The sequence below is a fragment of the Microbacterium sp. S308A+ genome (genome assembly GCF_049800815.1).
Taxonomy (GTDB): Bacteria; Actinomycetota; Actinomycetes; order Actinomycetales; family Microbacteriaceae; genus Microbacterium.
The window spans coordinates 151,093-172,564 of the sequence record NZ_JBNAFT010000002.1; the positions used below are offsets into that span (position 1 = coordinate 151,093).

Consider the following 21,472-nt stretch of genomic DNA (forward strand, 5'->3'; position numbering starts at 1 on the left):
GCGGCACGGCACGACGGCTTTTGTCCTGGGCCTGGGCCGAGTGAGCCCAGAACCAGAACCAGAACCAGTACCAGAACCCGCGACGCGGGCCGCGGCCTGGCCGCCGCACGACGGTCCCGGCCTCTGCAGGGCCCGTCGTGCGCGGGAGCTCAGCCGACCTGACGCAGACCTTCGACCGGATCGAGCTCGAGCGTGAGGTCGAGATCGAGGCGGTCCAGGAACGCATCGTCGTGGCTCACGACGAGCACGGCGCCACGGTAGGCCCGCAGCGCCTCGACGACCTGGTCGACCGTGTCGAGGTCCAGGTTGTTCGTCGGCTCGTCGAGCACGACCAGGTGCGGTGCCGGATCGGCGAGCAGGAGCGCGGCGAGGGCCACGCGGAAGCGCTCGCCGCCGGAGAGCGAGCCGATCGCGCGGTCCGCAGTGCCGCCACGGATCAGGAGCCGCGCGAGTCGGTTGCGCAGCTCCTTCTCCGGAACACCCGGCGCACGGGCGGCGACGGTGGACATCGCGCTCGCCGCATCGTCCAGCCCGTCCATCCGCTGCGGCAGGTAGCCGACGCGATCGGTGTGCCGCTCCCAGGCGACGCGTGCCGCGGGCGTCTCGTCGCGAGGGCCACGATCGTCAGGGCCCCCTTCGGCGCCGGCCTGCTCCTCGGCCACGATCCGTCGCAGCAACGTGGTCTTGCCGACGCCGTTGCGGCCGATGAGCGCGACGCGCTCGGGGCCCTGGACGATCCAGGACCGCGCGCTCTCGCCGGTGTCGGCGAGCGTGAGGATGCGGCGGCTCCGGGCGACCCCTGGATCGGGGAGCTCGATCGACATGCTGTCGTCCTCGCGCACCCGTCGCCCCGCCTCGTCCCAGGCGCTCCGTGCGGTGGCCTCCTTCTCGCCGACCTCGGTGCGGAGCTTGCCGGCGGAGACCTGGGCCGCCATCCGTCGCCCGCGGGCGACGATCTTCGGCACACGCTTCTCGATCTCGGCCTTCCGCGCCGTCCTGGCGCGGCGGGCGAGCTTCACCTCGGCGTCGATCCGCTGCTGTTTCTCCTTCTTGAGGGTCTGCGCCGCCTCTCGTTCGGCCTGGCGAGCGGCCTCCTGCTCGGCGTCGAGCCATGCTCGCCATTCCGAGTACGGTCCGCCGAAGACGCTCAGCTCGTGCCCGTAGAGCTCGGCCGTGTCGTCCATGAGGTCCAGGAGAGCGACGTCGTGGCTGACGACCACGAGGGTCCCCTGCCAGGAGCGCACCATCGCAGAGAGCAGCTTCCGTGCCTCCCGATCGAGGTTGTTCGTCGGCTCGTCGAGCAGCGTGATCGGCGCGCGGCGGGCGCGGATCCCGGCGATCGCCACCAGCACCGCCTCACCGCCGGACAGCTCGCCGACGGTGCGGTCGAGGAACGACGGGTCAAGGCCTGCCTCGGCGAGGGACGCCTCGGATCGTGCCTCGATGTCCCAGTCGTCGCCGACCGCGTCGAAACGTGCCGGGTCGACGTCGCCGGCGGCGATGGCACGGACCGCGTCGAGCGGGCCGGCGACGCCGAGCAGCTCGGCCACCCTGGCGTTGGTGTCCAGGGTGAGACGCTGTGGGAGGTAGGCCACCTCGCCGTGCGCGATCAGATGGCCGGACGTCGGGGCGATCTCTCCGGCGATGAGGCGGAGCAGAGTGGACTTGCCTGAGCCGTTGCGACCGACGAGGCCGGTGCGGCCGGCGCCGAAGGAGCCCGAGACCGCGTCGAGCGCGGGGCTCCCGTCGGGCCAGGCATAGGAGAGGCGATCGAGGACGACCGCGTTGGACGGTGTGGGTGTAGACATGAGCGGCTCCCGGGTGCGGGTGCGCTGAGCCTGCGATCGGCGTCACGTCTATGGAGAAGACGGGGAGAGGCCGGTGCCGGTGGCGGAAGGATCGTCGGTCAGCGCGTGGTCAAGGACGCGGAGGCGACGATTCAGATCAAAGGACTTCCAGACACGGCGGACAGGACGCTCAATGTTACTCCGCGGTCGGAGGTCCGTGCAACCCGGGCGTGTCGCGGCGTGCGCCTCCGTCGCCGCGCGGGCGGACGCTGCCTATCGTGGGGACATGGCTGATGAGCGGACGAGCCCCGGTGAGACGATGATGCGGATGAGCTGGGCCGTCGGGCTGGCGGTGGGGGTGGGGACCGGCGTGGCTCTGGGCAGCGCGCTGCGGGACATGGGCGTGGGCATCGCGATCGGCCTGGGGCTGGGAGTCGCGGTCATGGCCGCGTTCTCCGTGACCGGCGCTCGGATGCGGCGCCAGGCGGCGTCGGGAGAGTCCCCGGCGGAGGAGCCTCCCGGGGACCAGGGGAGTACCGGCGAGCCCGGGCGCCTTCAGGGCGAGGGCGCACGGGACAAAGAAGCACGCGACGGCGGAGCAGCGCACGACGGCGGGGCTCAGCCGCCGTCGGACCCCCGGGCCTGACTGTCGCGGACGGCGGCGCCGACCTCGCTCCGCTCCCGCCACCGGTCGAGGAAGGTGCGCACGTCGGCCAGCTCCTCCTCCGAGACGCTGTGCGTGAGCCCGGGGTAGACCCGTCCCGACAGCTCCGTGTGGTCTGGCATCCACTGCGCGGTGAGGGCGATCAGCTCCTCGCGGATCACATCGTCCCGAGTGCCCCTGCCCCAGAAGGCGGGAGCAGGGCGGGCGCGCAGCTCCGCGTCGTGCGGCAGGTCTCCCGGCACGACGAAGCCGCTGAGATTCACGACCGCGTCGATCCGCGTCGGTGCCAGGCGCAGGGTCTGCAGCGCGATCGAGGCACCCTGGGAGAAACCCAGGAGGGCGATCGCGGGCGCGTCCGCCGCGTTCTCCTCGAGCCAGCGGAGAACGGCCTCGGCGGCCGCGGTCGCCGCAGAGGCGTCACCCCGCTCCAGCTCGTCGAGCGGATACCAGGAACGGCCGGGCGACGGCCACGGCGCGTCGAGGGGGGCAGGGAGCGAGACGATCCCGATGTCCTCGGGAAGATAGGGGACGAGGGCGAAGAGGTCGTTCTCGTCCGAGCCGTATCCATGCAGGAGGACGAGCAGCGGTGCGCCGTCGACGGCGCGGCGGCGGACCGCATCGCGGTCGATGTCGGGTCGTGCGCTCACCCGACCATCCTGCCAGCCGTCCGTGCACGATGGCTCCGCGCCGCGATGGCCCGTCCGCCGGCCGCGGTCTCCCGGCCGGCTCGCTCGCGGGGTGCGCGAGGTCGCGCCGGGGAGGGGCGCCACAGGAGCCGCTGGTAGAAAGGGAGCATGTCGGTGCGAACCCCTGATCCTGATCCGTCCGGCGACGACGGCCTGCCCGAGGGGCTGAACGGCCTCGAGAGCGAGAGCGCGACGAACCCGGCCTGGCTCAGCGAGTTCGAGCTCGCCCAGGCTCGGCGGCGGCTGCCCATGCTCTACGTCGAGGCCGTCCCTGTGCGCACCGACGGCGCGGGACAGGTCACCGACGTCGGCATCCTGCTGCGTGCGACGCCTCTCGGCGAGATCACGCGCACGATCGTCTCCGGCCGCGTCCGCTTCGGCGAGACCGTGCGCGATGCGCTCTTCCGCCATCTCGAGAACGACCTCGGCCCGATGGCGTTCCCGCTCCTCCCCGCGTCCCCTGTGCCGTTCGCGGTGGCCGAGTACTTCCCGATCCCTGGGGTCAGCGCCTTCCACGACGACCGGCAGCACGCGGTCTCCCTCGCGTACGTCGTGCCGGTCACCGGCACCTGCGAGCCCCGTCAGGACGCCCTCGAGGTCACCTGGTTCTCGCCGGAGGAGGCGGTCTCCGACGCGCTCGCCGCGGAGATGGAGGGCGGTCGCGCCACCCTCGTCCGGCAGGCGCTCGCCCACCTCGGCCTGCTGCGCTGATGGGAGGGACGGATGCGGCCAGGCCGCTGATCGGGATCACGGGTCGGCGGAAGACCGCAGCGCTGATCGATGCGCCTCCGGGCTTCTCCGACGCGCCGCTCGAGACCTACTTCGGCGAGTACGCCCGTGCCGTGCTCGACGCGGGAGGCCTGCCCGTGCACCTCCCGCTGGATGCCCCGCCCGCGCTCCTCGTCGAACGGCTGGACGGGGTCGTCGTCTCGGGCGGTGACGATGTCGACCCCCGGCGCTACGGCGAGGCCCCCGGTCCGCACACCCTCACCGTGGATCCGGAGCGCGACGAGTTCGAGTCGGGGCTCATCGCCGCAGCGATCGCCCGGGAACGACCGCTGCTGGGCATCTGCCGCGGCGCCCAGCTCCTCAACGTCGTGCGCGGCGGGACGCTCCGCCAGCACCTCCCCCTCGGCGAGGGGGAGTCCCACGGCTCCTATGCCTATCCCCGCGCCCACCGGGTGCACGAGGTGCGCACGGTGCCCGGCAGCACGATGGCGGCTCTGTACGGCGAGGCGCCTCGAGTCAACTCCTTCCACCACCAGGCGGTGGACCGTCCGGGCGCCGGGCTGTCGGTCACCGGACGAGCGCCGGACGGCGTCGTCGAGGCGATCGAGCTGGAGGGGATGCCGGTCCTGGGCGTGCAATGGCATCCGGAGGTCTTCGACCGCGATCCGGTGTTCGGCTGGCTCGTGGAGTCCGCGACGTGGCTAGCGCCCTGATCCCGTGGCGAGGTCGGCGAGGCGGGCTACGACGAAGAGGTAGGCCTGCGCCTCCGGATCGAAGTACCCGCGGCGTGTGACGCCGTGCTCGTCCACGTATGTCTGCGAGGTGTGTCCGTCCGTCGCCAGGCCCCGAACTCCGTCCAGACCGTCGACGGGCCCACCGTCGGAGCCGTAGACGATCGCGCCGTCGATGTCGCGCGGATCGACCGGGTGCTGCCCCAGTCGCCCGAGCGGCGCGATGCCGTCGGCGGCGCTCTCGGTCGCGGCGAAGCTCAGCCGTCCCTGCGCGATGAGATCTTCCACCGCGCCGGCCGCGATACGGGTCATCCCGGCGGCGCCGATCGAGAAGGCGGCCGACACGGAGCCCGCGCCGCCGAGGGCCACGAGCTCGCCGAACAGGGTCGAGGAGTAAGAGTAGGCGAGCACGGCGATCCGGGCGGACGGGGCGCGCCGCGCGATCGCGTCGAGGTCGAGCGAGAGTCGCGCGGCGCCGATCGTCGCGTGCACGGTCGCGCGGGCCGACTGGTCGCCCCCGGAGTCGTATCCGAACCAGGCGACGGTCGCGATCGTCGCCCGTCCGCCCCGTCCCGCGACGGCCCTGATCACGTCGGCGCACAGGCGCCGGGCGATGCCCGCCCACCTCGGGAACAGGGAGAGGTCGGTGTTGATCCCGTGCATCACCACCGCGACGAGGTCGGCGTGGTCCACGTCGCCGAAGGAGACGACCGCACGGGGCCCGGCGCCGTGGAAGAACAGCGAGAGCAGCCGTGCCTGCGGGTCGTCCGCGAGGGTGCGCTCGAGTCCGCGCAGCTTCTCCCTGGCCTCGTCGGTGAGCTCCTCGCGGGCGAGCGCCTCGGCGAGCGGGTCCACGGGCCGGCTCAGTCCTCGGATCGGAGCACGAAGGCGTCGGTGGGCGGCGCCGGGTCCTTCGACGGGCGGTAGACGTCCGGCTCGAGGTAGATGACCCGCGCGATCGGGACCGCGGCGCGGATCCGCGCCTCGATCGCATCGATGTCGCCGGCGGCCTCGCGGATCGGCTTGTCGGAGGTGAGGGCGACCTTGGCCGCGACGAGGAGCTCGTCAGGGCCGAGGTAGAGGGTCTTGATGTGGATGAGCCTCTCGACCTCGTCGCCGTTCTCGATCGCGGCGACGAGCCGGTCGTGGTCCGCGTCGTTCGCACCCTCGCCGACCAGCAGGCTCTTGGTCTCGATCCCGAGCACGATGGCGATGAGGACGAGCAGCGCGCCGATCATGAGCGTGCCCAGTGCGTCGAACACCGGATTGCCGGTGAGGATCGTCAGGCCCACCCCGAACAGGGCGAAGACGAGGCCGACGAGCGCGCCGATGTCCTCCAGCAGCACGACCGGGAGCTCGGGGGCCTTCGCACGGCGGATGAAGGCGATCCAGGACTGTCCCTTCTCCCGCACCTGGTTGCTCTCCCTGACGGCCGTGCGCAGGGAGAAGGACTCCAGGCCGATCGCGACCACCAGCACGACGAGCGGGAGCCACCACCAGGCCTTGTCGAGCTCGTGCGGGTGGGTCAGCTTCTCGACGCCTTCGTAGATCGCGAAGAGACCGCCGACGGAGAAGAGGATGATCGAGACGACGAAGGCGTAGACGTACCGCTCGCGTCCGTACCCGAAAGGGTGCTCGCGATCGGCGTTGCGGCGGGCCTTGCGCCCGCCGAGCATCAGCAGCAGCTGGTTGCCCGAGTCGGCGACCGAGTGGATGGCCTCGGCGAGCATCGACGCAGACCCCGAGAGGAGCCAGGCCACGAACTTCGCCAGGGCGATTCCCATGTTCGCCAGGAACGCCGCGAGGATCGCCTTCCCGCCGCCGGATGCACTCATGCCGAAGAGTCTAGGTCAGCGTGGCGGGACCGATCGTTCGTAGGATGGAGACATGGCCGATGCGCTTCCGTCTCTCGCCTTCCTCGGCGCCGGATCGATGGGCGGTGCGATCCTCCGCGGCGTCGTCGCCTCAGGGATCCCGATCGACGGGGACGTCCTCGTCACCAACCGGAGCGTCGACCGCGCCCGCTCGCTCGACTCTCTGGCAGGCGTCCGCAGCCTCGCGCTCTCGGAGGATCCCGAGGGCAACGTCCGCGCGGCGGCGTCGGCGCGGATCGTCATCGTGGGCGTCAAGCCCGCGATGGTCGCCGACCTCCTCGCCGAGATCCGTCCGCACCTCCGCCAGGACGCGATCGTCGTGAGCATCGCCGCAGGGATCACGCTGGCGACCTTCGCCGACGTCCTCGGCCCCGAGGTGAGTGCGCTGCGGACGATGCCGAACACTCCGGCGACGGTGGGCCGTGCCGTGACCGGCCTCGCCGCGTCGGCGTCCGTGAATGCGGACGAGCGCGCGCTGGTCCGCCGTCTGTTCGAGACCGTCGGCTCGGTGGTGGAGGTCCCGGAGGACCAGATCGACGCGCTGTCCACGATCTCCGGCTCGGGCCCGGCCTATGTTTTCCTCCTCATCGAGGAGTTCACCAAGGCCGCGATGGGCAAGGGGTTCGCCGAGGCCGACGCGCGCCTGTTGGCAGAGCAGACCTTCGTCGGGGCGACTGCGCTGCTGGAGGCGACGGGGGAGGATCCGGCCGAGCTCCGCCGGAAGGTCACCAGCCCGAAGGGAACCACCGAACGCGCGGTCGCGGTGCTGCACGAGGCGCGTCTCGACGAGGTCTTCGCCCGTGCGACCGACGCGGCGCTCGCACGGGCACGCGAGATCGCGGCCGGCGGCTGACCGCTTCTCCGGCCTGCCGCGTCTGCCGGCCGGAGGAGGCCTTCGAAGCGCCGGTCAGTCGGCCGAGCGGAGGATGATCGCCTCGGTCGGTGGCGCGGGGTCCTGCGGGTGGCCGAGGTAGCCGATCCGCTCGAGCAGCGCCTGCCGGAACACCGAGGGCCGGTCGCGATGTGGCGCGTCCCCGACGCCGTCCAGGCTCACCTCGGTGACGTCGCCGCCCGTCCGCGCATACGCGGCGGCGGCTTCGCGAATCGCCTCGGCGGGTTCACCGGGACCACGGATCCACAGCACGGGAGGGGTGCCGGCCGCCTCGGGGAGGCCCGTCGCATCGACCCCGTCGTCGGCGGTCTGCAACGTGAGACTGAGCACGGGATGATCGAGCGCGTACTGGACGGCGACCGCCCCGCCCACCGACCAGCCGACGAGATGGGCGGTGTCCACGTCGAGCGCGTCGAGAACCGTGCGGACCTCCTCGGTCAGGGCGGGAAGATGATCCCGGCCCACCGGATCGGCGCCGCGGAGGTCGATCGCGATCACCCGCAGGTCCGAGGGCAGGCCGCGCATCAGCTCCTGCCAGAACGGCACAGGGGTGACCGCGCCGTGCAGGAGCACGATGGTCCCTTCCGGCGGTGTCGCGCGGTCGTCACGCTCGCGCTCGAGCACACGGATGCGTCGTCGCGTCGTCGTGATCACGCGCGCGGAGAGGCCTTCGGCGAGGGCTTCGGAATCGGGCATCCGGGTCTCCTTTCCCTGCGCGGGAGCATCGTCGCCCCGACACCTCGACTCTACGCTTCCCGCCTCCGAACGGTCTTCGAACCTCGTCGCGGAACCGGGTGAGACGGTGCGAGGGCGCCGGCGCGCGGTCCCGGGTTCAGCGGTCGAGGGCGGCGAAGCGCTCGATGTCGCTGTTCGTGCCGGAGACGATGATGAGGTCGTGGTTGGTCACCACGGTGTCGGCCTCGGCGTAGCGGAACGGCTTGCCGGGGCTCTTCACCCCGACGACGGTGACGTTGTACTTCGTCCGCACGCCGGACTGGTTCAGGCCCACGCCGCGGATGAACTTCGGGGGGTACATCTTGGCGAGCACGAAGTCGTCGTCGAAGCGGATGAAGTCCAGCATGCGGCCGCTCACGAGGTGCGCCACGCGCTCACCGGCCTCACGCTCCGGGTAGATGACGTGGTTGGCACCGACACGGGCGAGGATCTTCCCGTGCGACTGCGACACCGCCTTCGCCCAGATCTGCGGCACCTTGAGGTCGACGAGGTTGGCCGTGATGAGGACCGACGCCTCGATGAGGGAGCCCACGGCCACCACCGCGACCTGGAAGTCCTGGGCGCCGATCTGGCGCAGGGCGTCGATGTTGCGGGCATCGGCCTGGACCGTGTGCGTCACCCGCTCGGACCACTTCTGCACCAGCTCCAGGCTGTCGTCGATCGCGAGCACCTCGCGGTCGAGGCGGTCGAGCTCGCCGGCGCAGGCGGCGCCGAACCGGCCGAGTCCGATCACGAGGACGGGCGCGTCGCTGCGCAGCACTTCAACCAACGATCGGCCTTTCCACGGGCAGCGAGTACAGCTGCGTTCGGGACGTCGCGGCCACCGCCGCGGCGAGAGTCACTGTACCAACGCGGCCCATGAAGACCGTGGCCGCCATGACGTAGACCGCGGGATCCGGGAGGCTCGCGGTCACACCGGTGGAGAGGCCGACGGTGCCGAAGGCGGAGATGACGTCGAAGAGAACGTCGACGACCGGCTCCTTGGTGATCTGGGTGATCGTGATCGTCGAGACGGCGACGATCGTCGCTCCCCACGCCACGACGCTGAGCGCGACGCGCTGCACGTCGCTGGGGATCCGGCGGCCGAACGCCTCGACCGAGGGCCGGCCCTTCGCCTCCGACCACACCGCCAGGGCCAGCACCGCGAGGGTCGTGACCTTGATGCCGCCGGCGGTCGAGGCGGACCCGCCGCCCACGAACATGAGCATCGAGGCCGCGAGCAGCGAGGAGCCGTTGAGGTCGCTCTGCTCGATCACGGAGAAGCCTCCCGAGCGGGTCATCGCGGAGAGGAAGAACGCCTGGAAGGTGGTCTCGCCCGCGTCCATCGATCCGAACGTGCGCGGGTTGTCGTACTCCAGCAGCAGGAAGACCCCCGCGCCGATGACGAAGAGCAGGACCGTCGTGATGAGGGTCAGCTTCGTGTGCAGCGACCATTTCTTCACGTGCCAGAGGTGCCTGGTGAGGGTGTAGATCACCGGGAAGCCGATGCTCCCGAGGAAAACGCCGGCCATGAGGAGGGTGAGGACCAGGTAGTCGTCAGCGAAGGGGGCGAGCCCGCCGGGATTGGGGGAGAAGCCGGTGTTGGTGAAGGCCATCGCCGCGTAGAAGGGAGCCTCCCACAGAGCCGCGATCGGATCGGTTCCGGCCATCACGAGCGCGGGATAGAGGAGCAGGGCGAGGGCGGCTTCGATCACGAGGGCTGAGATCGCGACCGTGCGCAGCAGCTGGCCGACCTCGCCCAGACGCACGGTCTGGCTCTCGTTCACGGGTCCGCCGTGGGCTCGCATCGGGTTGGTGTCGCCCGCGGCGATGAGCTTGGCGCGAAGGCCCAGGCGCTTGGAGATCACCAGACCCATGACCGAGGCCAGGGTCAGCACGCCGAGCCCGCCGATGTTCACCCCGACGAAGATCAGGGCGTGCCCGAGGAAAGACCAGTGCGTGGCCATGTCGACGGTCGCCAGACCCGTCACGCAGATGGTCGAGACGGCCGTGAAGAGCGCGTCGGCGAGGGGGGTCACCACGCCGTCGGCGCTCGCGGCCGGCAGCGACAGGAGAGCGGTGAAGAGCAGGATCAGCGCCGAGAAGATGACGATGGCGAACCGTGACGGCGAGGAGGTCGTGAACTCCTTGCCCAGATGCACGGCGGAACGCACGGTCGCCCCCAGGGTGCGTGCCATGTCCTCCGCCCTTCCGATGCTCCACTCCGGAGCCCTCGTCATGGTACTCCGCCCCTCCCGCGACTATCGTGAAGTCATGACCGACATCTTCGACGTGATCGCGGACGGCACGCGGCGGGAGATCCTCCAGCTCCTGCGCGGGCGCGCGGCGGACGGGGACGCCGGCACCAGCGTGACGCAGATCGTGAGCGAGCTGGGGATCAGCCAGCCGACGGTGTCGAAGCACCTGAAGGTGCTGCGTGACGCGGAGCTCGTGACCGTCCGCGAAGACGGCCAGCGTCGTTTCTACAGCATCGCCGTCGCCCCGCTGGAGGAGGTGGACGACTGGCTCGTCCCGTTCCTCGTCGATGCCTACGGCGACTCCGCTCCCGACCTCTCGGGGGCAGTGCCGCCGCTGCCGGAGGGCGCCGCTCATGCGGCCGAGGTCGTCGGCCGCGCGGCCGCGTCGGCCAAGCACGTCGTGCAGACGGCTCTCAAGCGCCTGGGCGCCTGAGAGCCGTCCGCGAGAGAGCCATCCGCTCGGCGGCGCGTCAGCGCCGGGTGCGCCGGAAGAGCCAGGCCCCCCAGAGCACGGAGACGACGAGGATCGCCGCGCACCATCCCAGCGCCCAGGCCGGCTGCGTGCCCAGCGGCGTGCCCATGAGCAGCCCGCGGATCGTCTCGATGACCGGCGTCACGGGCTGGTTCTCGGCGAACCACTGGAGCCACGACGGCATGGTGTCCACCGGCACGAAGGCGCTGGACAGATACGGGACGAACATGAGGATGAACCCATAGCCCGCCGCAGCCTCCGGGCTTCCCGCCGCCAGGCCGATCGCGGCGTACAGGTAGGTGATCACCAGGATGTACGCGCTGATCACGATCGCGGCTCCCAGCCATTGGGCGGGGCCGGCGGTGGGACGGAACCCGAGCAGGAGAGCGACCCCGAACACCACGGCGGTGGACAGGAGGTTGCGGATCAGGCTCGCGATCACGTGCCCGGTGAGGACCGCGCCCGGGCGCAGCGGCATGGTGCGGATCCGGTCGATGATCCCGGTGGACATGTCCCGCGACACGTAGGTGGCGGTGGACGCAGCGCCGAAGCCGGCGCACAGGAGGATGATGCCCGGCACGACATAGTCGACGTAGCTGCCCTCGCCCGCGATCGCACCGCCGAAGACGAACGTGAACAGCAGCATGAGGGCCACCGGCAGCATGATCGACATCGAGAGCGTCTCGCCGTCTCGCAGCGACAGGATGAGGCTGCGGCGGACGAAGACGCGCTCGGCGGCCAGGCCTCGCAGCCGCGGACGGACGGCGGGGGCGGGGGAGGCGGCCCGCGTCGGAGGGGTGAGGGCGGTCATGCGTGCTCCCGGAGGGTGACGGGCTCGGCGGTGCCGGGCGAGGTGAGGGCGAGGAAGACGTCGTCGAGCGTGGGACGGCGCAGCTGCACGCGCGCGCCGGGGTGGAGGACCTCGAGGTCGGCGAGGGCGCGGCGGACGCCGGCGATGGACCCGTCGGTGGCGACCTCGGCGAGCGCCGTGCCGTCTGGTGCCTCGGCCACGAGCGTGTCGGTGCCGAACTGCGCCTTGAGCTCCGCAGCCGTCCCGGTCCGCGCGATCCGGCCTTCGTGGAGCACCGAGATGCGGTCGGCCAGCTGGTCCGCCTCTTCCAGGTACTGCGTGGTGAGGAAGACGGTGGTACCGGCATCGGCGAGACCGCGGATGACGTCCCACAGGTCCATCCGGCTTCGCGGGTCGACGCCCGTGGTGGGCTCGTCGAGGAAGAGCACCTGCGGAGTGACGACGAAGCTCAGGGCGAGGTCGAGCCGACGGCGCATGCCGCCGGAATAGGTCTTGACACGGCGCGACGCGGCGTCCTCGAGGGCGAACCGTCCGAGCAGCTCCTCCGCTCTCCGACGCGAGCCGCGGGGGGAGAGGCCGGACAGGCGCCCCAGCATGACGAGGTTCTCGGTCCCGGTGAGCGCGTCGTCGACCGCGGCGGACTGTCCCGTCAGGGCGATCCGCTGTCGCACCCGGTCCGGCTCGCGGCGGACGTCGTGACCGGCCACGATGGCCTCGCCCGCGTCGGCCTGGGCAAGGGTCGTGAGGATCGAGATCGTCGTGGTCTTGCCTGCGCCGTTGGAGCCGAGCAGCGCGACGATCTCGCCCTGCGCGGCGACGAGGTCGACGCCGCGCAGCACGGGAGTGCCGCGGTACTGCTTGGTCAGCCCTCTGACTTCGATGGCGGTGGTCATCGTCGTTCCTTTCTGCGTATGGCTGAAACTGTTTATGACGCTAACACACTGTTTAGGGCATACACAACGTAGGATGTTCATATGAACGACGAAGGCGCTCCGGAGCTCCCGCGCGGTATCGCGCTCGCCTGGGGAGTGGCAGCCGCCCCGCAGCGAGGGCCGAAGCGCGAGATGAGCGTGGAGCGGATCGTGGACGCCGCGGTCGAGCTCGCCGACGCCGAGGGGATCGCCGCGGTGTCGATGGCGGCGGTCGCCGCCAAGCTCGGCTTCACGCCGATGTCCCTCTACCGTTACGTCAGCGCCAAGGACGACCTGCTTCTTCTCATGCAGGAGGAGGCGACCGGACTTCCTCCGGAAGGGATCCTCGAGGCCGAGGGATGGCGGGCGCGGATGGAGCTCTTCTACGCCGAGCAGGTGCGGATCTACCTGCGCCATCCCTGGCTGCTGGGTCTCCCGATCTCCGGGGCGCCGATCACACCGAACAGCTCAGCCTGGTTGGACGCGGCCCTCTCGGCGCTGGCGGAGACGCCCTTGCGCAGCGGCGAGCGACTGGCCGTCGCGCTCGGTGTCCTCGGCCAGGCGCGTTGGTGCGGCACCGTCCAGGCCGGCTATGCCGAGCGCTCCCGTGTGAGCGGGCTCTCCCCGGCAGAGGTGACGGCGGAGGAGAGCGCGCTGTTCGACCTTCTGGTGACCGCCGAGGAGTATCCGGTGCTCCGTCGGATCGTTGACGACGGTGCCTTCGCCGCCGAGGACGACCCGTTCCGGTTCGGCCTCGACCGCTACTTCGACGGCGTGGAGCGCCTGATCGACACGCTCACCGCCGGGGGCGAGCACCCTCCGGCGGGCGCCTGGGTCGAGCTGGACCCCGCAGAGGTCGCGGGGGACAAGAAGTACCGTGAGGCGCAGAAGGCCGTCCGCGAGGCGGAGAAGGCCTTGCGGAACGCGCGCAAGGTCGAGCGGCAGGTGCATCGGGACGCCCAGGAGAGGCTGGCGAAGGCGCGCGCCGCCTCCTGAGGCGGTCGGTCAGGAGACGGCGGGGCACATGGCCCCTCCGCGGTCACAGGAGCCACTCGGGTTTACACCCGTCGTCACGAGCCCCTAAAGTGTGGACAACGAGAAAGGGGTACGGGGGATGCCCGAGATTCCGGACGTGCGCTTCCTGACGGTGGCCGAGGTGGCCGAGATCATGCGCGTGTCGAAGATGACCGTCTACCGGCTGGTCCATGCCGGAGAGCTGCCGGCGATCCGATTCGGCCGAAGCTATCGCGTGCCGGAGTCCGCCGTCACCGACGCGCTGCGTCGCCCCGTCGCCGACGTCGGCTGACCGAAGGCGGCGCTCGACCGGCGGCGACAGGCTCGCGCTGCGCGTACGCTAAACTGTCCCGAGGCATTTTCCGTGCCCGATCCCGGGCGCTGCGAACGAGCGGCGCCCAGCCCCTGACGTAGTGAGGTTTCCGTGGGTTCTGTCATCAAGAAGCGCCGCAAGCGCATGGCGAAGAAGAAGCACCGCAAGCTGCTTCGCAAGACTCGCCACCAGCGCCGCAACAAGAAGTAAGCGGCCCAGGCACCGAGCGCCCCTGACGAGAGTCAACAGGGGCGCTTCGTGTCTGTACGCTCTTTCCATACCCGTCCTTCCTTCGATCGCCGGCCCGCCCCCGGGACGGCACCGGGAGCAGCCATGAAGTCGATCACCGTCGTCCAGCTCGCCGAACGCTCGGGCATCCCTCTCATCGACGTGCGCGAACGCGACGAGTTCGCCGCCGGCCACGTTCCCGGCGCTGTGAACATCCCCATGTCAGAGATCGGCGAGCGCCTCTCCGAGCTCCCCGGCGAGGCCTTCGACGTGATCTGCCAGGCGGGCGGGCGCTCCGCGCGCGTGGTCCAGGCGCTCGAGTCGCGGGGGTACGACGCAACCAACGTCGAGGGCGGCACGGGCGAATGGATCGCGCAGGGGCGCGCCGTCGAGACGCCCGCGTCGTGATCAGCATCACGCTCATCGGCAAGCCCGACTGCCATCTCTGCGACGTCGCCTCGGACGTCGTCGACGCGGTCATCGCCGATCTGCCAGATGCGCTCGCCGAGGACATCCAGATCACCGAGACGTCGATCCTCGACGACGCGGCGCTCTCCGAGAGCTGGTGGGAGAAGATCCCGGTCGTGCTCATCGACGGGGAGCTCCACGCGTACTGGCGGGTGTCGCCGGATCGCCTGCGAGACGCCCTGACCCTTCGGGCTCGCGAGGAGGCGCGATGACCCTGCGACACGTCGTGATGTGGAAGATGGCGGCGGAGGACGCGGGAGAGCGCGCCAGGCATGCGGCTGAGGCGGCCGATCGGCTGCGCGCCCTCGAGGGCGTCGTGCCCTCGATCCGTGCGATCTCGGCCGGACCGAACACCCTGTACCCCGACGCGAACTGGGACCTCGTGCTGGTGGCGGACTTCGACGACGTCGCCGGTCTCGACGCCTACCAGGGGCATCCGGCCCATCAGGAAGTGGTCGCGTATGTGAGGTCGGTCGTCGCATCTCGTGCGGCGGTGGACATCGAGCTCTGATCCGCAACCGGATCGTGATGCGTCCCGGCGGGCCGGAGGTGCGGCGAACGTCGTGTGTCGTGTCAAGATGGGCTCCACCCGAGATCGTCCCGGGCCTCGTGCCCATTGACAAAGGGAGCTAGCCAATGCACCGTCGCACCCCACTCGCCGCCGGACTCGTCCTCGCCGCCGCGGCCACTCTCGCCCTCGCCGGCTGCGCGGGCGGCGGAACAGGAGGTTCCGGTTCCGCCGCGCCCTCCGGTGGCGGCGAGTACAGCCTGGTCTCCGCAGGGACGCTCACGGTCTGCTCGGACGTGCCCTACCCGCCGTTCGAGGTCGAGGACACGTCGAGCGAGTCGGGCTTCTCCGGCTTCGACATCGACCTGCTCACGGCGATCGCCAAGAAGCTCGATCTCAAGATCTCCGTGCAGGACGTGGGCTTCGACGCGCTGCAGTCGGGAACGACCCTCGCCGCCGGCACCTGCGATCTCGGCGCCTCGGCGATGACCATCACGGACGCCCGCAAGGCGAACATCGACTTCTCCGACCCGTACTACGACTCCGTGCAGTCGCTGCTGGTCCGGGCCGACTCCGGCATCAAGGGCGTCGCCGGCCTGTCCGGCAAGAACGTCGGCGTCCAGCAGGGCACCACGGGCGAGGCCTATGCCAACGAGAACGCCAAGGGCGCGAGCATCGTGCAGTACCCGTCGGACGGAGAGCTGTGGCCGGCCATGCAGGCAGGGCAGATCGACGCGATCCTCCAAGATCAGCCGGTGAACTTCGTGCACCAGCAGTCGGACCCGGCCTACAAGATCGTCGAGACCTACGAGACCGACGAGCAGTACGGCTTCGCCTTCGAGAAGGGCAACAAGGATGCGCTGCGCGAGGCCGTCAACGGCGCTCTGAAGGAGCTGCGCGACAGCGGCGAGTACCAGAAGATCTACGACCAGTACCTCACCGAGAAGAAGTAGGCGTCGCGACGTGAGGGGAGGAGCCCGACGATGGCGTTGAGGCGCACGACGAAGAACAGGATCTACCGGTACACGGTCTACGCCGTGCTGCTCGCGCTCGTCGTCTGGGCGGCCCTCAGCGCGGACTGGGCGCGGCTCGGCACCCTGTTCTTCAACCCGCAGGTCGCGATCAAGATGTTCCCGGCCATCGTCACGACCGCGCTGGTGAACACGCTGTGGTTCACCGTCGTCGCCTTCGCCGGCGGTCTGCTGCTGGGAGTCCTGCTCGCGCTGATGAAGCTGTCCAGCATCGGCCCGTTCCGCTGGATCGCGACGGTGTGGATCGAGCTGTTCCGCGGGCTTCCCGCGCTCCTCACGATCTTCGGCGTGGCCTTCATCGTGCCGATCGCGGTCGGGGTCCCTGGCAAGGACCTCGGCGGGCCGGTCGTGCTCGGGCTGATCGGTCTCGTGCTCGTCGCCTCGGCATACATGGCGGAGACCATCCGGGCGGGGATCCAGGCGGTCCCGAAGGGGCAGACCGAGGCGTCGCGATCGCTGGGCATGTCTCCGTTGAAGACCACGTTCTGGATCATCGTCCCGCAGGGGTTCCGGATCATCATCCCGCCGCTGACGAACGAGTTCGTCCTGCTTCTGAAGGACACCTCGCTCCTGTTCGTCGCCGGGACCTTCATCTGGTCGAAGGAGCTCACCACGTTCGCCCGCGACGCGACGACCCAGAACACCAACGCGACGCCGCTGATCATGGCGGCGATCCTGTACCTGATCGTGACGATCCCGCTCACGCGGTTCACGGCGTGGCTGGAGCGTCGGATGGCGAGGGCACGATGAGCACCGATCTGATCGACGTCCACGCCCCGGCGATCGACGTGCAAGGGCTCGTCAAGACTTTCGGCGAGAACGAGGTGCTCAAGGGCATCGACCTCACCGTCACCGCCGGAGAGGTCGTGTGCGTGATCGGGCCCTCGGGCTCGGGCAAGTCGACGCTGCTGCGATCGGTGAATCTGCTCGAGGAGCCGACGGCCGGCACGATCCGCATCGAGGGGATCGACATCACGGACCCGGACACGGACATCGACCGTGTCCGGACCCGCATCGGCATGGTGTTCCAGAGCTTCAACCTCTTTCCGCACATGACGGTGCTGGGCAATCTCACGATCGCCCAGAGACGAGTGAAGAGGCGGTCGAAGGCCGAGGCGGAGAAGGTCGCCCACGAGATGCTGTCCCGGGTCGGCCTCGCCCAGAAGGCCGGCGCCTACCCCGGTCATCTCTCCGGCGGGCAGCAGCAGCGGGTCGCGATAGCGCGGGCGCTGTGCATGAACCCGGACATGATGCTGTTCGACGAGCCGACCTCGGCACTCGACCCCGAACTGGTGGACGAGGTGCTGCAGGTGATGCGCGCTCTCGCGGACGAGGGCATGACGATGCTCGTCGTGACGCATGAGATGGGCTTCGCTCGCGAGGTCGGGTCTCGGCTGATCTTCATGGACGGGGGGAACATCGTCGAGGAGGGCGATCCCCGTCACGTGCTGGCGAACCCGCAGCATCAGCGTACGAGGGACTTCCTCTCCAAGGTGCTGTAGTCCTTCCGGATGATCCCGGGGCGCCCCCAGCGTTTCCCCGGGCACGCGCGAAGACGGCCGTTCTAGGATGGGCCGTCACCCCCGGAGGGACCGGAGCGGTGCGGGAAGAGGGGCTCATGCCGCAGTGGCTGCTCACGCTGGACATCGCTGAAGGCGTCGTCCCGTGGACGGTGTGGGGCGTCGCGATCGCCGCGGCGCTGGTTCTGCTCGTCCGCCGGCCGAGGCGTCGCTGGGTGCGCCGGGTGGCCGTCGCCGTCGTCGCGGGAGGGGTGATCGGGTTCCTCACGGCCGTGCTCACCGAGGGGGCGAACCTCTACGGCGGGCCGATCCCGGAGAGCGTGCGCTGGTGGGCCGCTGCGACCTTCGCGGCCATGGGTCTGGCTGTCGTGAGCCTGTGGGACTCCCGCTGGTGGCACAAGGTCACTGCGATCGTGCTCGTGGTCGCGGGCGTCCTCGCCGGCGCGATCGGCGTCAACGCCGCCTTCGGCCTGCAGCGCACGCCCGGTGAGCTGCTGGGGATCTCCACGCATGCCCAGCTGGGTGCCCTGCCCGCGCCAGACCCCGGGGCCACCTCGACCGCTCCCCTCATGGAAAGCTGGCATCCGCCGAGCGACATGCCGGGGCGCAGCGCCGTTTTCACCCTGAGCGGCGACAAGGCGATCCCGTCCACGGCGGGGTTCGCTCCGAGGGATGCGACGATCATCCTCCCTCCGGCCGCGCGGGTGGTCGACCCGCCGCCGCTCCCCGTCCTCGTCCAGATGATGGGGCTCCCTGGATCCCCGGACTCCTCGATCGTGCGCGACATCGTCGACGAGTTCGCCGCGAAGCACCAGGGGCTCGCGCCGATCGTCATCATCGCGGACCAGCTGGGGGAGACCTCGCAGAACCCCGGCTGCGCCGACACGAAGGCCTACGGTGGGGTTTCCACGTACTTCAACGTCGACATCCCGACGTACATCAAGGACAAGATCCGTGTGCTCCAGGATCCGCGGTTCTGGACGATCAGCGGATACTCCAACGGCGGGGCCTGCTCCTTCCTCTACGGCGCGGAGCACCCGGAGATCTGGGGCAACCTGATCGACGTCTCGGGCGAGAGGTGGCCCGGCTTCGGTGACAAGGCCTCGGTGCTGGACGGCGCGTTCGGTGGTGACGAGGCCGCCTTCGACGCGAACAAGCCCGAGTCGGTCCTCCTCCACCACCCCGGCGCGTACGTCGACCGCCGGGCCGTCTTCACCGCCGGGTCGGAGGACACGAAATACGGGCCCGGCGCGAAGATCGCGGCCGATGCCGCACAGGCGGCAGGCTGGGACGTCAGCTTCTTCATCGTGCAGGGGGCGTCGCACACCAACACCGCGTTCAGCGAAGGCCTGAAGGAGTCGTTCGAGCTGCTCGCGGAGCGATGGGGGCTGGCGGGGAGATGACCGCGAAGATCACCGTCGCGGTGCGGACGTTCGGTTCCCGGACGGCCGCCTTCGTCCGCCGGCACCCGTTCTCCGCCGCGCTCGGCGTGCTCGTCGTCGTGACCGGCCTGGCGACGGGGTCGCTGTGGACCGCGGAGCCCGAGATGATCGGGGCGAGCCCGGTCGCCATCGTCGAGCGCGGCCGCTGGTGGACGCCGATCACCGCCCTCCTGGTCCCGGATTCCGTGCTACAGCTGCTGTTCACGCTGCTCCTGGCGGTGGCCGTCCTGGCGTACGCAGAACGGCTCCTGGGAACGAGGCGCACCGCCGCGCTCTTCTTCGCGACGGGCATCGTCGGGATCATCCTCGGCGTGGGGGTGCAGGAGCTGGCTGCGGCCTGGGGCGAGGTCTGGGCACGTGCGGGGACGTCGAGCCTCGTCGCCGACCCGGTGATCGGCATCTGCGGCGCTGTGATGGCGGCCAGCGCCTTCGCCCCCGCGCTCTATCGGCGCCGCATCCGCCTCATCGGCTTCTCGTGGCTCGTGATGTTCATCCTCTACGCCGGCGACGCCGAGAGCCTCTATCGCCTCGTCGCCGCGCTCCTTGGCCTGTTCCTCGGGCTCGTCCTGGCCCGAGGCGTCTCGCATCCGGCCTGGCACCGCAGCTCCTACCGTGAGACGCGCACGCTGGTCGCCGCGATCGTCGCCGTGACCGGACTCGGCCCGCTCATCGTGATCCTCACCGGTGTGGGCGCAGGCCCGCTCTCCCCGGTGATCGCCGGGCTGCGCGGTGCCGACATCAGCTCGGTGATGTCGCGCTGTGCGCGTGCGGCGACCGAACGGTGCGTCGTCGACGTCCCCGCGATCGTCGCCGCGGGCACCGGGGCCTTCTTGATGAGCATCGTGCCCCTCGTGCTCTGCCTGGTCGCCGCATGGGGCCTGCGGTCCGGGCGTCGTGCGGCATGGTTCCTCGCGCTCGGCGTCAACGTCACGATGGCGACGCTCACGGCGATCAGCCTGGTGGTCCGCACGGCGAAGCACCCTCAATCCCTCGCCGCCTTCAACCAGCAGTTCCCCGGATTCCCGGTGTTCGCGATCGCCGTCCCGCTCGCGGTCTGCCTCCTTCTCGTCCTCACGCGGCGCCGGTTCGCCGTGCGTGCGGAGAGGGCGGCCGTACGCCGGTTCGCGCTGATCGTCGTCCTCGCCTTCGTCCTCCTCCTCGTCGCGGACACGCTGCTCGTGCTCACGCTCACGAGATCCGGCGGCTTCTGGACGGTGCTGGGGGACGCGGTCCGGCGGTTCCTTCCCACCGGCATCGGGCGCCCTGGCACCTCGACGCCTCTCGTCGGCCTTCCCCGGGGGATCCATCGCGGCGTCGGGGCGATGTTCTGGGGCGTCTTCGCGGTCGCGATGCTCGGCCTCCTGCGCGCGCGGACCAACACGGCCACCGATGATGCGCAGCGCTTCCGCGACCGCCTCCGCCGGTACGGCAGCGGCACGCTCGGCTTCATGGGGACCTGGGCGGGGAACAGCCACTGGTTCTCCCCGGACGGTGCCGGCGCGATCGCCTACCGGGTGGTAGGCGACATCGCGATCGCGGTGGGCGATCCGGTGTGCGCCCCGGAGGACAGGGAGAGCACGATCCGGGGCTTCATCGACTTCTGCGACAGCAACGCCTGGACCGCGGTCTTCTACAGCACGCACGAGGAGTCGTTGCCGGTCTTCCGGGATCTCGGCTGGAAGCACCTCTCCGTGGCCGAGGAGACGGTCGTGCCCCTCGAGCGGTTCGCGCTCACGGGGAAGGTGTGGACGAAGGTCCGCCAGCCGTACAACCGGGGCACGCGGGACGGCCTGACCGCGCTGTGGACGAGGTGGGCGGATCTGGGCCCGGCGCTGACGGCCAAACTGGACGCGCTCAGCGAGCAGTGGGTGTCTGAGAAGGCGCTCCCCGAGATGCGCTTCACCCTCGGCGGTGTCGAGGAGCTGAAGGATCCGGACGTCGCGCTCATGCTCGCGATCGGTCCAGACGGCGCGCTCCAGGCGGTGACGAGCTGGCTGCCCTGTTGGAAGGACGGCGAGCTGGTGGGCTGGACGCTCGACTTCATGCGGCGAGCCGACGAGGCGATGTCCGGCGTCATGGAGTATCTGCTGGCCTCGGCGGCCCTCCGGATGAAGGAGGAGGGGCTGGAGACCATGAGCCTCTCGGGTGCGCCGCTCGCCCAGGCTCCGGACGAGACCGCCGATCCGGACGCGCTCACCGAGCTGCTGGCCTGGCTGAGCCGCGTGCTGGAGCCGGCCTACGGCTTCGCGTCGCTGTTCCGGTTCAAGGGGAAGTTCAACCCCGACTACCGGGCGCTGTACCTCGCCTACGCCGATCCCGCTCAGCTTCCGACGATCGGTGTCGCGCTCGCCAGGGCCTACCTGCCCGAGGTGTCTCCCCGGGAATATCTGGCTCTCATGCGCACGCTCTCGGGCTGACT

General features: G+C 70.4%; 25 protein-coding genes. 16 read left to right on the forward strand and 9 right to left on the reverse strand.

Features of this window, described 5'->3' with window-relative positions:
• Positions 1 to 149: 149 nt before the first annotated feature.
• Complete coding sequence (locus ACP15J_RS06505; protein ID WP_424936204.1) at positions 150 to 1,808, reverse strand: ATP-binding cassette domain-containing protein; 1,659 nt, start codon at positions 1,806 to 1,808, stop codon at positions 150 to 152.
• Between the two features lie 265 nt (positions 1,809 to 2,073).
• On the opposite strand from ACP15J_RS06505, the gene ACP15J_RS06510 reads away from it, so the two are divergent.
• Complete coding sequence (locus tag ACP15J_RS06510; protein WP_424936205.1) at positions 2,074 to 2,433, forward strand: hypothetical protein; 360 nt, start codon at positions 2,074 to 2,076, stop codon at positions 2,431 to 2,433.
• Here the strand turns inward: ACP15J_RS06510 and ACP15J_RS06515 are convergent.
• Positions 2,406 to 3,098 (reverse strand): alpha/beta hydrolase, encoded by a 693-nt coding sequence (locus tag ACP15J_RS06515; protein WP_424936206.1) that lies wholly within the window; start codon positions 3,096 to 3,098, stop codon positions 2,406 to 2,408. The genes ACP15J_RS06510 and ACP15J_RS06515 overlap by 28 nt on opposite strands.
• 147 nt (positions 3,099 to 3,245) lie before the next feature.
• Between ACP15J_RS06515 and ACP15J_RS06520 the strand changes: the two genes are divergently transcribed.
• Positions 3,246 to 3,848: an NUDIX hydrolase family protein gene (locus tag ACP15J_RS06520; protein WP_424936207.1), complete on the forward strand. Its 603-nt coding sequence runs from the start codon at positions 3,246 to 3,248 to the stop codon at positions 3,846 to 3,848.
• The gene (locus ACP15J_RS06525) at positions 3,848 to 4,579 is read left to right on the forward strand and encodes a gamma-glutamyl-gamma-aminobutyrate hydrolase family protein (RefSeq protein ID WP_424936208.1); all 732 of its coding nucleotides are present in this window, start codon (positions 3,848 to 3,850) and stop codon (positions 4,577 to 4,579) included. The genes ACP15J_RS06520 and ACP15J_RS06525 overlap by 1 nt, the downstream gene beginning before the upstream one ends.
• Here ACP15J_RS06525 and ACP15J_RS06530 read toward each other — a convergent pair.
• Together ACP15J_RS06530 and ACP15J_RS06535 are read right to left on the reverse strand one after the other, a co-directional pair.
• Positions 4,568 to 5,452 (reverse strand): alpha/beta hydrolase, encoded by an 885-nt coding sequence (locus ACP15J_RS06530; protein ID WP_424936209.1) that lies wholly within the window; start codon positions 5,450 to 5,452, stop codon positions 4,568 to 4,570. The two genes, ACP15J_RS06525 and ACP15J_RS06530, sit on opposite strands and share 12 nt — an antisense overlap.
• Before the next feature lie 8 nt (positions 5,453 to 5,460).
• Positions 5,461 to 6,432, reverse strand: a complete 972-nt coding sequence (locus tag ACP15J_RS06535; protein ID WP_424936210.1) for a cation diffusion facilitator family transporter — start codon at positions 6,430 to 6,432, stop codon at positions 5,461 to 5,463.
• A gap of 52 nt (positions 6,433 to 6,484) precedes the next feature.
• Here ACP15J_RS06535 and proC point away from each other — a divergent pair, with 52 nt between their 5' ends.
• Positions 6,485 to 7,324 (forward strand): pyrroline-5-carboxylate reductase, encoded by an 840-nt coding sequence (gene proC, locus ACP15J_RS06540; protein WP_424936211.1) that lies wholly within the window; start codon positions 6,485 to 6,487, stop codon positions 7,322 to 7,324.
• A gap of 54 nt (positions 7,325 to 7,378) precedes the next feature.
• On the opposite strand, the gene ACP15J_RS06545 is transcribed toward proC, so the two are convergent.
• The 3 genes from ACP15J_RS06545 to ACP15J_RS06555 all read right to left on the reverse strand — a co-directional run bounded on the left by ACP15J_RS06545 (position 7,379) and on the right by ACP15J_RS06555 (position 10,275).
• The gene (locus ACP15J_RS06545; RefSeq protein ID WP_424936212.1) at positions 7,379 to 8,059 is read right to left on the reverse strand and encodes an alpha/beta fold hydrolase; all 681 of its coding nucleotides are present in this window, start codon (positions 8,057 to 8,059) and stop codon (positions 7,379 to 7,381) included.
• Between the two features lie 136 nt (positions 8,060 to 8,195).
• The gene (locus ACP15J_RS06550; protein WP_424980898.1) at positions 8,196 to 8,867 is read right to left on the reverse strand and encodes a potassium channel family protein; all 672 of its coding nucleotides are present in this window, start codon (positions 8,865 to 8,867) and stop codon (positions 8,196 to 8,198) included.
• Positions 8,860 to 10,275 (reverse strand): TrkH family potassium uptake protein, encoded by a 1,416-nt coding sequence (locus ACP15J_RS06555; protein WP_424936213.1) that lies wholly within the window; start codon positions 10,273 to 10,275, stop codon positions 8,860 to 8,862. The genes ACP15J_RS06550 and ACP15J_RS06555 overlap by 8 nt, the downstream gene beginning before the upstream one ends.
• Before the next feature lie 76 nt (positions 10,276 to 10,351).
• Between ACP15J_RS06555 and ACP15J_RS06560 the strand changes: the two genes are divergently transcribed.
• Positions 10,352 to 10,768 (forward strand): ArsR/SmtB family transcription factor, encoded by a 417-nt coding sequence (locus tag ACP15J_RS06560; RefSeq protein WP_424936214.1) that lies wholly within the window; start codon positions 10,352 to 10,354, stop codon positions 10,766 to 10,768.
• Between the two features lie 37 nt (positions 10,769 to 10,805).
• Here the strand turns inward: ACP15J_RS06560 and ACP15J_RS06565 are convergent, their stop codons facing one another.
• Both ACP15J_RS06565 and ACP15J_RS06570 read right to left on the reverse strand, forming a co-directional pair.
• Entirely contained in the window at positions 10,806 to 11,618 is an 813-nt protein-coding gene (locus ACP15J_RS06565) for an ABC transporter permease (RefSeq protein WP_424936215.1), read from the reverse strand.
• A complete protein-coding gene (locus tag ACP15J_RS06570; RefSeq protein ID WP_424936216.1) occupies positions 11,615 to 12,511 on the reverse strand; it encodes an ATP-binding cassette domain-containing protein in 897 nt (298 codons plus the stop codon). The genes ACP15J_RS06565 and ACP15J_RS06570 overlap by 4 nt, the downstream gene beginning before the upstream one ends.
• 81 nt (positions 12,512 to 12,592) lie before the next feature.
• Between ACP15J_RS06570 and ACP15J_RS06575 the strand changes: the two genes are divergently transcribed.
• From ACP15J_RS06575 to ACP15J_RS06625, 11 genes are all read left to right on the forward strand, one after another.
• On the forward strand, positions 12,593 to 13,525 hold the full coding sequence (locus ACP15J_RS06575; protein ID WP_424936217.1) for a TetR/AcrR family transcriptional regulator: 933 nt from the start codon (positions 12,593 to 12,595) through the stop codon (positions 13,523 to 13,525).
• Between the two features lie 118 nt (positions 13,526 to 13,643).
• Positions 13,644 to 13,835: a helix-turn-helix domain-containing protein gene (locus ACP15J_RS06580; protein WP_424936218.1), complete on the forward strand. Its 192-nt coding sequence runs from the start codon at positions 13,644 to 13,646 to the stop codon at positions 13,833 to 13,835.
• Positions 13,836 to 13,967: 132 nt separating this feature from the next.
• Positions 13,968 to 14,066 carry a 30S ribosomal protein bS22 gene (locus ACP15J_RS06585; RefSeq protein ID WP_003792170.1) on the forward strand — a complete coding sequence of 33 codons (99 nt, stop codon included), beginning with the start codon at positions 13,968 to 13,970 and terminating at the stop codon, positions 14,064 to 14,066.
• A gap of 123 nt (positions 14,067 to 14,189) precedes the next feature.
• Positions 14,190 to 14,492, forward strand: coding sequence for a rhodanese-like domain-containing protein (locus ACP15J_RS06590; RefSeq protein ID WP_424936219.1), 303 nt, complete (start codon positions 14,190 to 14,192; stop codon positions 14,490 to 14,492).
• Entirely contained in the window at positions 14,489 to 14,764 is a 276-nt protein-coding gene (locus ACP15J_RS06595; RefSeq protein ID WP_424936220.1) for a glutaredoxin family protein, read from the forward strand. The genes ACP15J_RS06590 and ACP15J_RS06595 overlap by 4 nt, the downstream gene beginning before the upstream one ends.
• Positions 14,761 to 15,063, forward strand: a complete 303-nt coding sequence (locus ACP15J_RS06600; protein WP_424936221.1) for a Dabb family protein — start codon at positions 14,761 to 14,763, stop codon at positions 15,061 to 15,063. Before ACP15J_RS06595 ends, ACP15J_RS06600 begins: the two co-directional genes overlap by 4 nt.
• 125 nt (positions 15,064 to 15,188) lie before the next feature.
• On the forward strand, positions 15,189 to 16,013 hold the full coding sequence (locus tag ACP15J_RS06605) for a basic amino acid ABC transporter substrate-binding protein (protein WP_424936222.1): 825 nt from the start codon (positions 15,189 to 15,191) through the stop codon (positions 16,011 to 16,013).
• A gap of 30 nt (positions 16,014 to 16,043) precedes the next feature.
• A complete protein-coding gene (locus ACP15J_RS06610) occupies positions 16,044 to 16,841 on the forward strand; it encodes an amino acid ABC transporter permease (RefSeq protein WP_197219850.1) in 798 nt (265 codons plus the stop codon).
• Positions 16,838 to 17,593 (forward strand): amino acid ABC transporter ATP-binding protein, encoded by a 756-nt coding sequence (locus ACP15J_RS06615; protein ID WP_424936223.1) that lies wholly within the window; start codon positions 16,838 to 16,840, stop codon positions 17,591 to 17,593. Before ACP15J_RS06610 ends, ACP15J_RS06615 begins: the two co-directional genes overlap by 4 nt.
• A 116-nt stretch (positions 17,594 to 17,709) precedes the next feature.
• Positions 17,710 to 19,014, forward strand: coding sequence for an alpha/beta hydrolase (locus ACP15J_RS06620; protein WP_424936224.1), 1,305 nt, complete (start codon positions 17,710 to 17,712; stop codon positions 19,012 to 19,014).
• On the forward strand, positions 19,011 to 21,470 hold the full coding sequence (locus ACP15J_RS06625; protein WP_424936225.1) for a bifunctional lysylphosphatidylglycerol flippase/synthetase MprF: 2,460 nt from the start codon (positions 19,011 to 19,013) through the stop codon (positions 21,468 to 21,470). The genes ACP15J_RS06620 and ACP15J_RS06625 overlap by 4 nt, the downstream gene beginning before the upstream one ends.
• Positions 21,471 to 21,472: the final 2 nt, after the last annotated feature.

Excerpts from the sequence above, each read along its gene's own strand:
- ACP15J_RS06505 (WP_424936204.1), bottom strand. The coding sequence starts at position 1,808 with ATGTCTACACCCACACCGTCCAACGCGGTCGTCCTCGATCGCCTCTCC.
- ACP15J_RS06510 (WP_424936205.1), top strand. The coding sequence starts at position 2,074 with ATGGCTGATGAGCGGACGAGCCCCGGTGAGACGATGATGCGGATGAGC.
- ACP15J_RS06520 (WP_424936207.1), top strand. The coding sequence starts at position 3,246 with ATGTCGGTGCGAACCCCTGATCCTGATCCGTCCGGCGACGACGGCCTG.
- ACP15J_RS06525 (WP_424936208.1), top strand. The coding sequence starts at position 3,848 with ATGGGAGGGACGGATGCGGCCAGGCCGCTGATCGGGATCACGGGTCGG.
- ACP15J_RS06535 (WP_424936210.1), bottom strand. The coding sequence starts at position 6,432 with ATGAGTGCATCCGGCGGCGGGAAGGCGATCCTCGCGGCGTTCCTGGCG.
- proC (WP_424936211.1), top strand. The coding sequence starts at position 6,485 with ATGGCCGATGCGCTTCCGTCTCTCGCCTTCCTCGGCGCCGGATCGATG.
- ACP15J_RS06545 (WP_424936212.1), bottom strand. The coding sequence starts at position 8,059 with ATGCCCGATTCCGAAGCCCTCGCCGAAGGCCTCTCCGCGCGCGTGATC.
- ACP15J_RS06555 (WP_424936213.1), bottom strand. The coding sequence starts at position 10,275 with ATGGCACGCACCCTGGGGGCGACCGTGCGTTCCGCCGTGCATCTGGGC.
- ACP15J_RS06560 (WP_424936214.1), top strand. The coding sequence starts at position 10,352 with ATGACCGACATCTTCGACGTGATCGCGGACGGCACGCGGCGGGAGATC.
- ACP15J_RS06565 (WP_424936215.1), bottom strand. The coding sequence starts at position 11,618 with ATGACCGCCCTCACCCCTCCGACGCGGGCCGCCTCCCCCGCCCCCGCC.
- ACP15J_RS06570 (WP_424936216.1), bottom strand. The coding sequence starts at position 12,511 with ATGACCACCGCCATCGAAGTCAGAGGGCTGACCAAGCAGTACCGCGGC.
- ACP15J_RS06575 (WP_424936217.1), top strand. The coding sequence starts at position 12,593 with ATGAACGACGAAGGCGCTCCGGAGCTCCCGCGCGGTATCGCGCTCGCC.
- ACP15J_RS06580 (WP_424936218.1), top strand. The coding sequence starts at position 13,644 with ATGCCCGAGATTCCGGACGTGCGCTTCCTGACGGTGGCCGAGGTGGCC.
- ACP15J_RS06590 (WP_424936219.1), top strand. The coding sequence starts at position 14,190 with ATGAAGTCGATCACCGTCGTCCAGCTCGCCGAACGCTCGGGCATCCCT.
- ACP15J_RS06600 (WP_424936221.1), top strand. The coding sequence starts at position 14,761 with ATGACCCTGCGACACGTCGTGATGTGGAAGATGGCGGCGGAGGACGCG.
- ACP15J_RS06605 (WP_424936222.1), top strand. The coding sequence starts at position 15,189 with ATGCACCGTCGCACCCCACTCGCCGCCGGACTCGTCCTCGCCGCCGCG.
- ACP15J_RS06610 (WP_197219850.1), top strand. The coding sequence starts at position 16,044 with ATGGCGTTGAGGCGCACGACGAAGAACAGGATCTACCGGTACACGGTC.
- ACP15J_RS06615 (WP_424936223.1), top strand. The coding sequence starts at position 16,838 with ATGAGCACCGATCTGATCGACGTCCACGCCCCGGCGATCGACGTGCAA.
- ACP15J_RS06620 (WP_424936224.1), top strand. The coding sequence starts at position 17,710 with ATGCCGCAGTGGCTGCTCACGCTGGACATCGCTGAAGGCGTCGTCCCG.
- ACP15J_RS06625 (WP_424936225.1), top strand. The coding sequence starts at position 19,011 with ATGACCGCGAAGATCACCGTCGCGGTGCGGACGTTCGGTTCCCGGACG.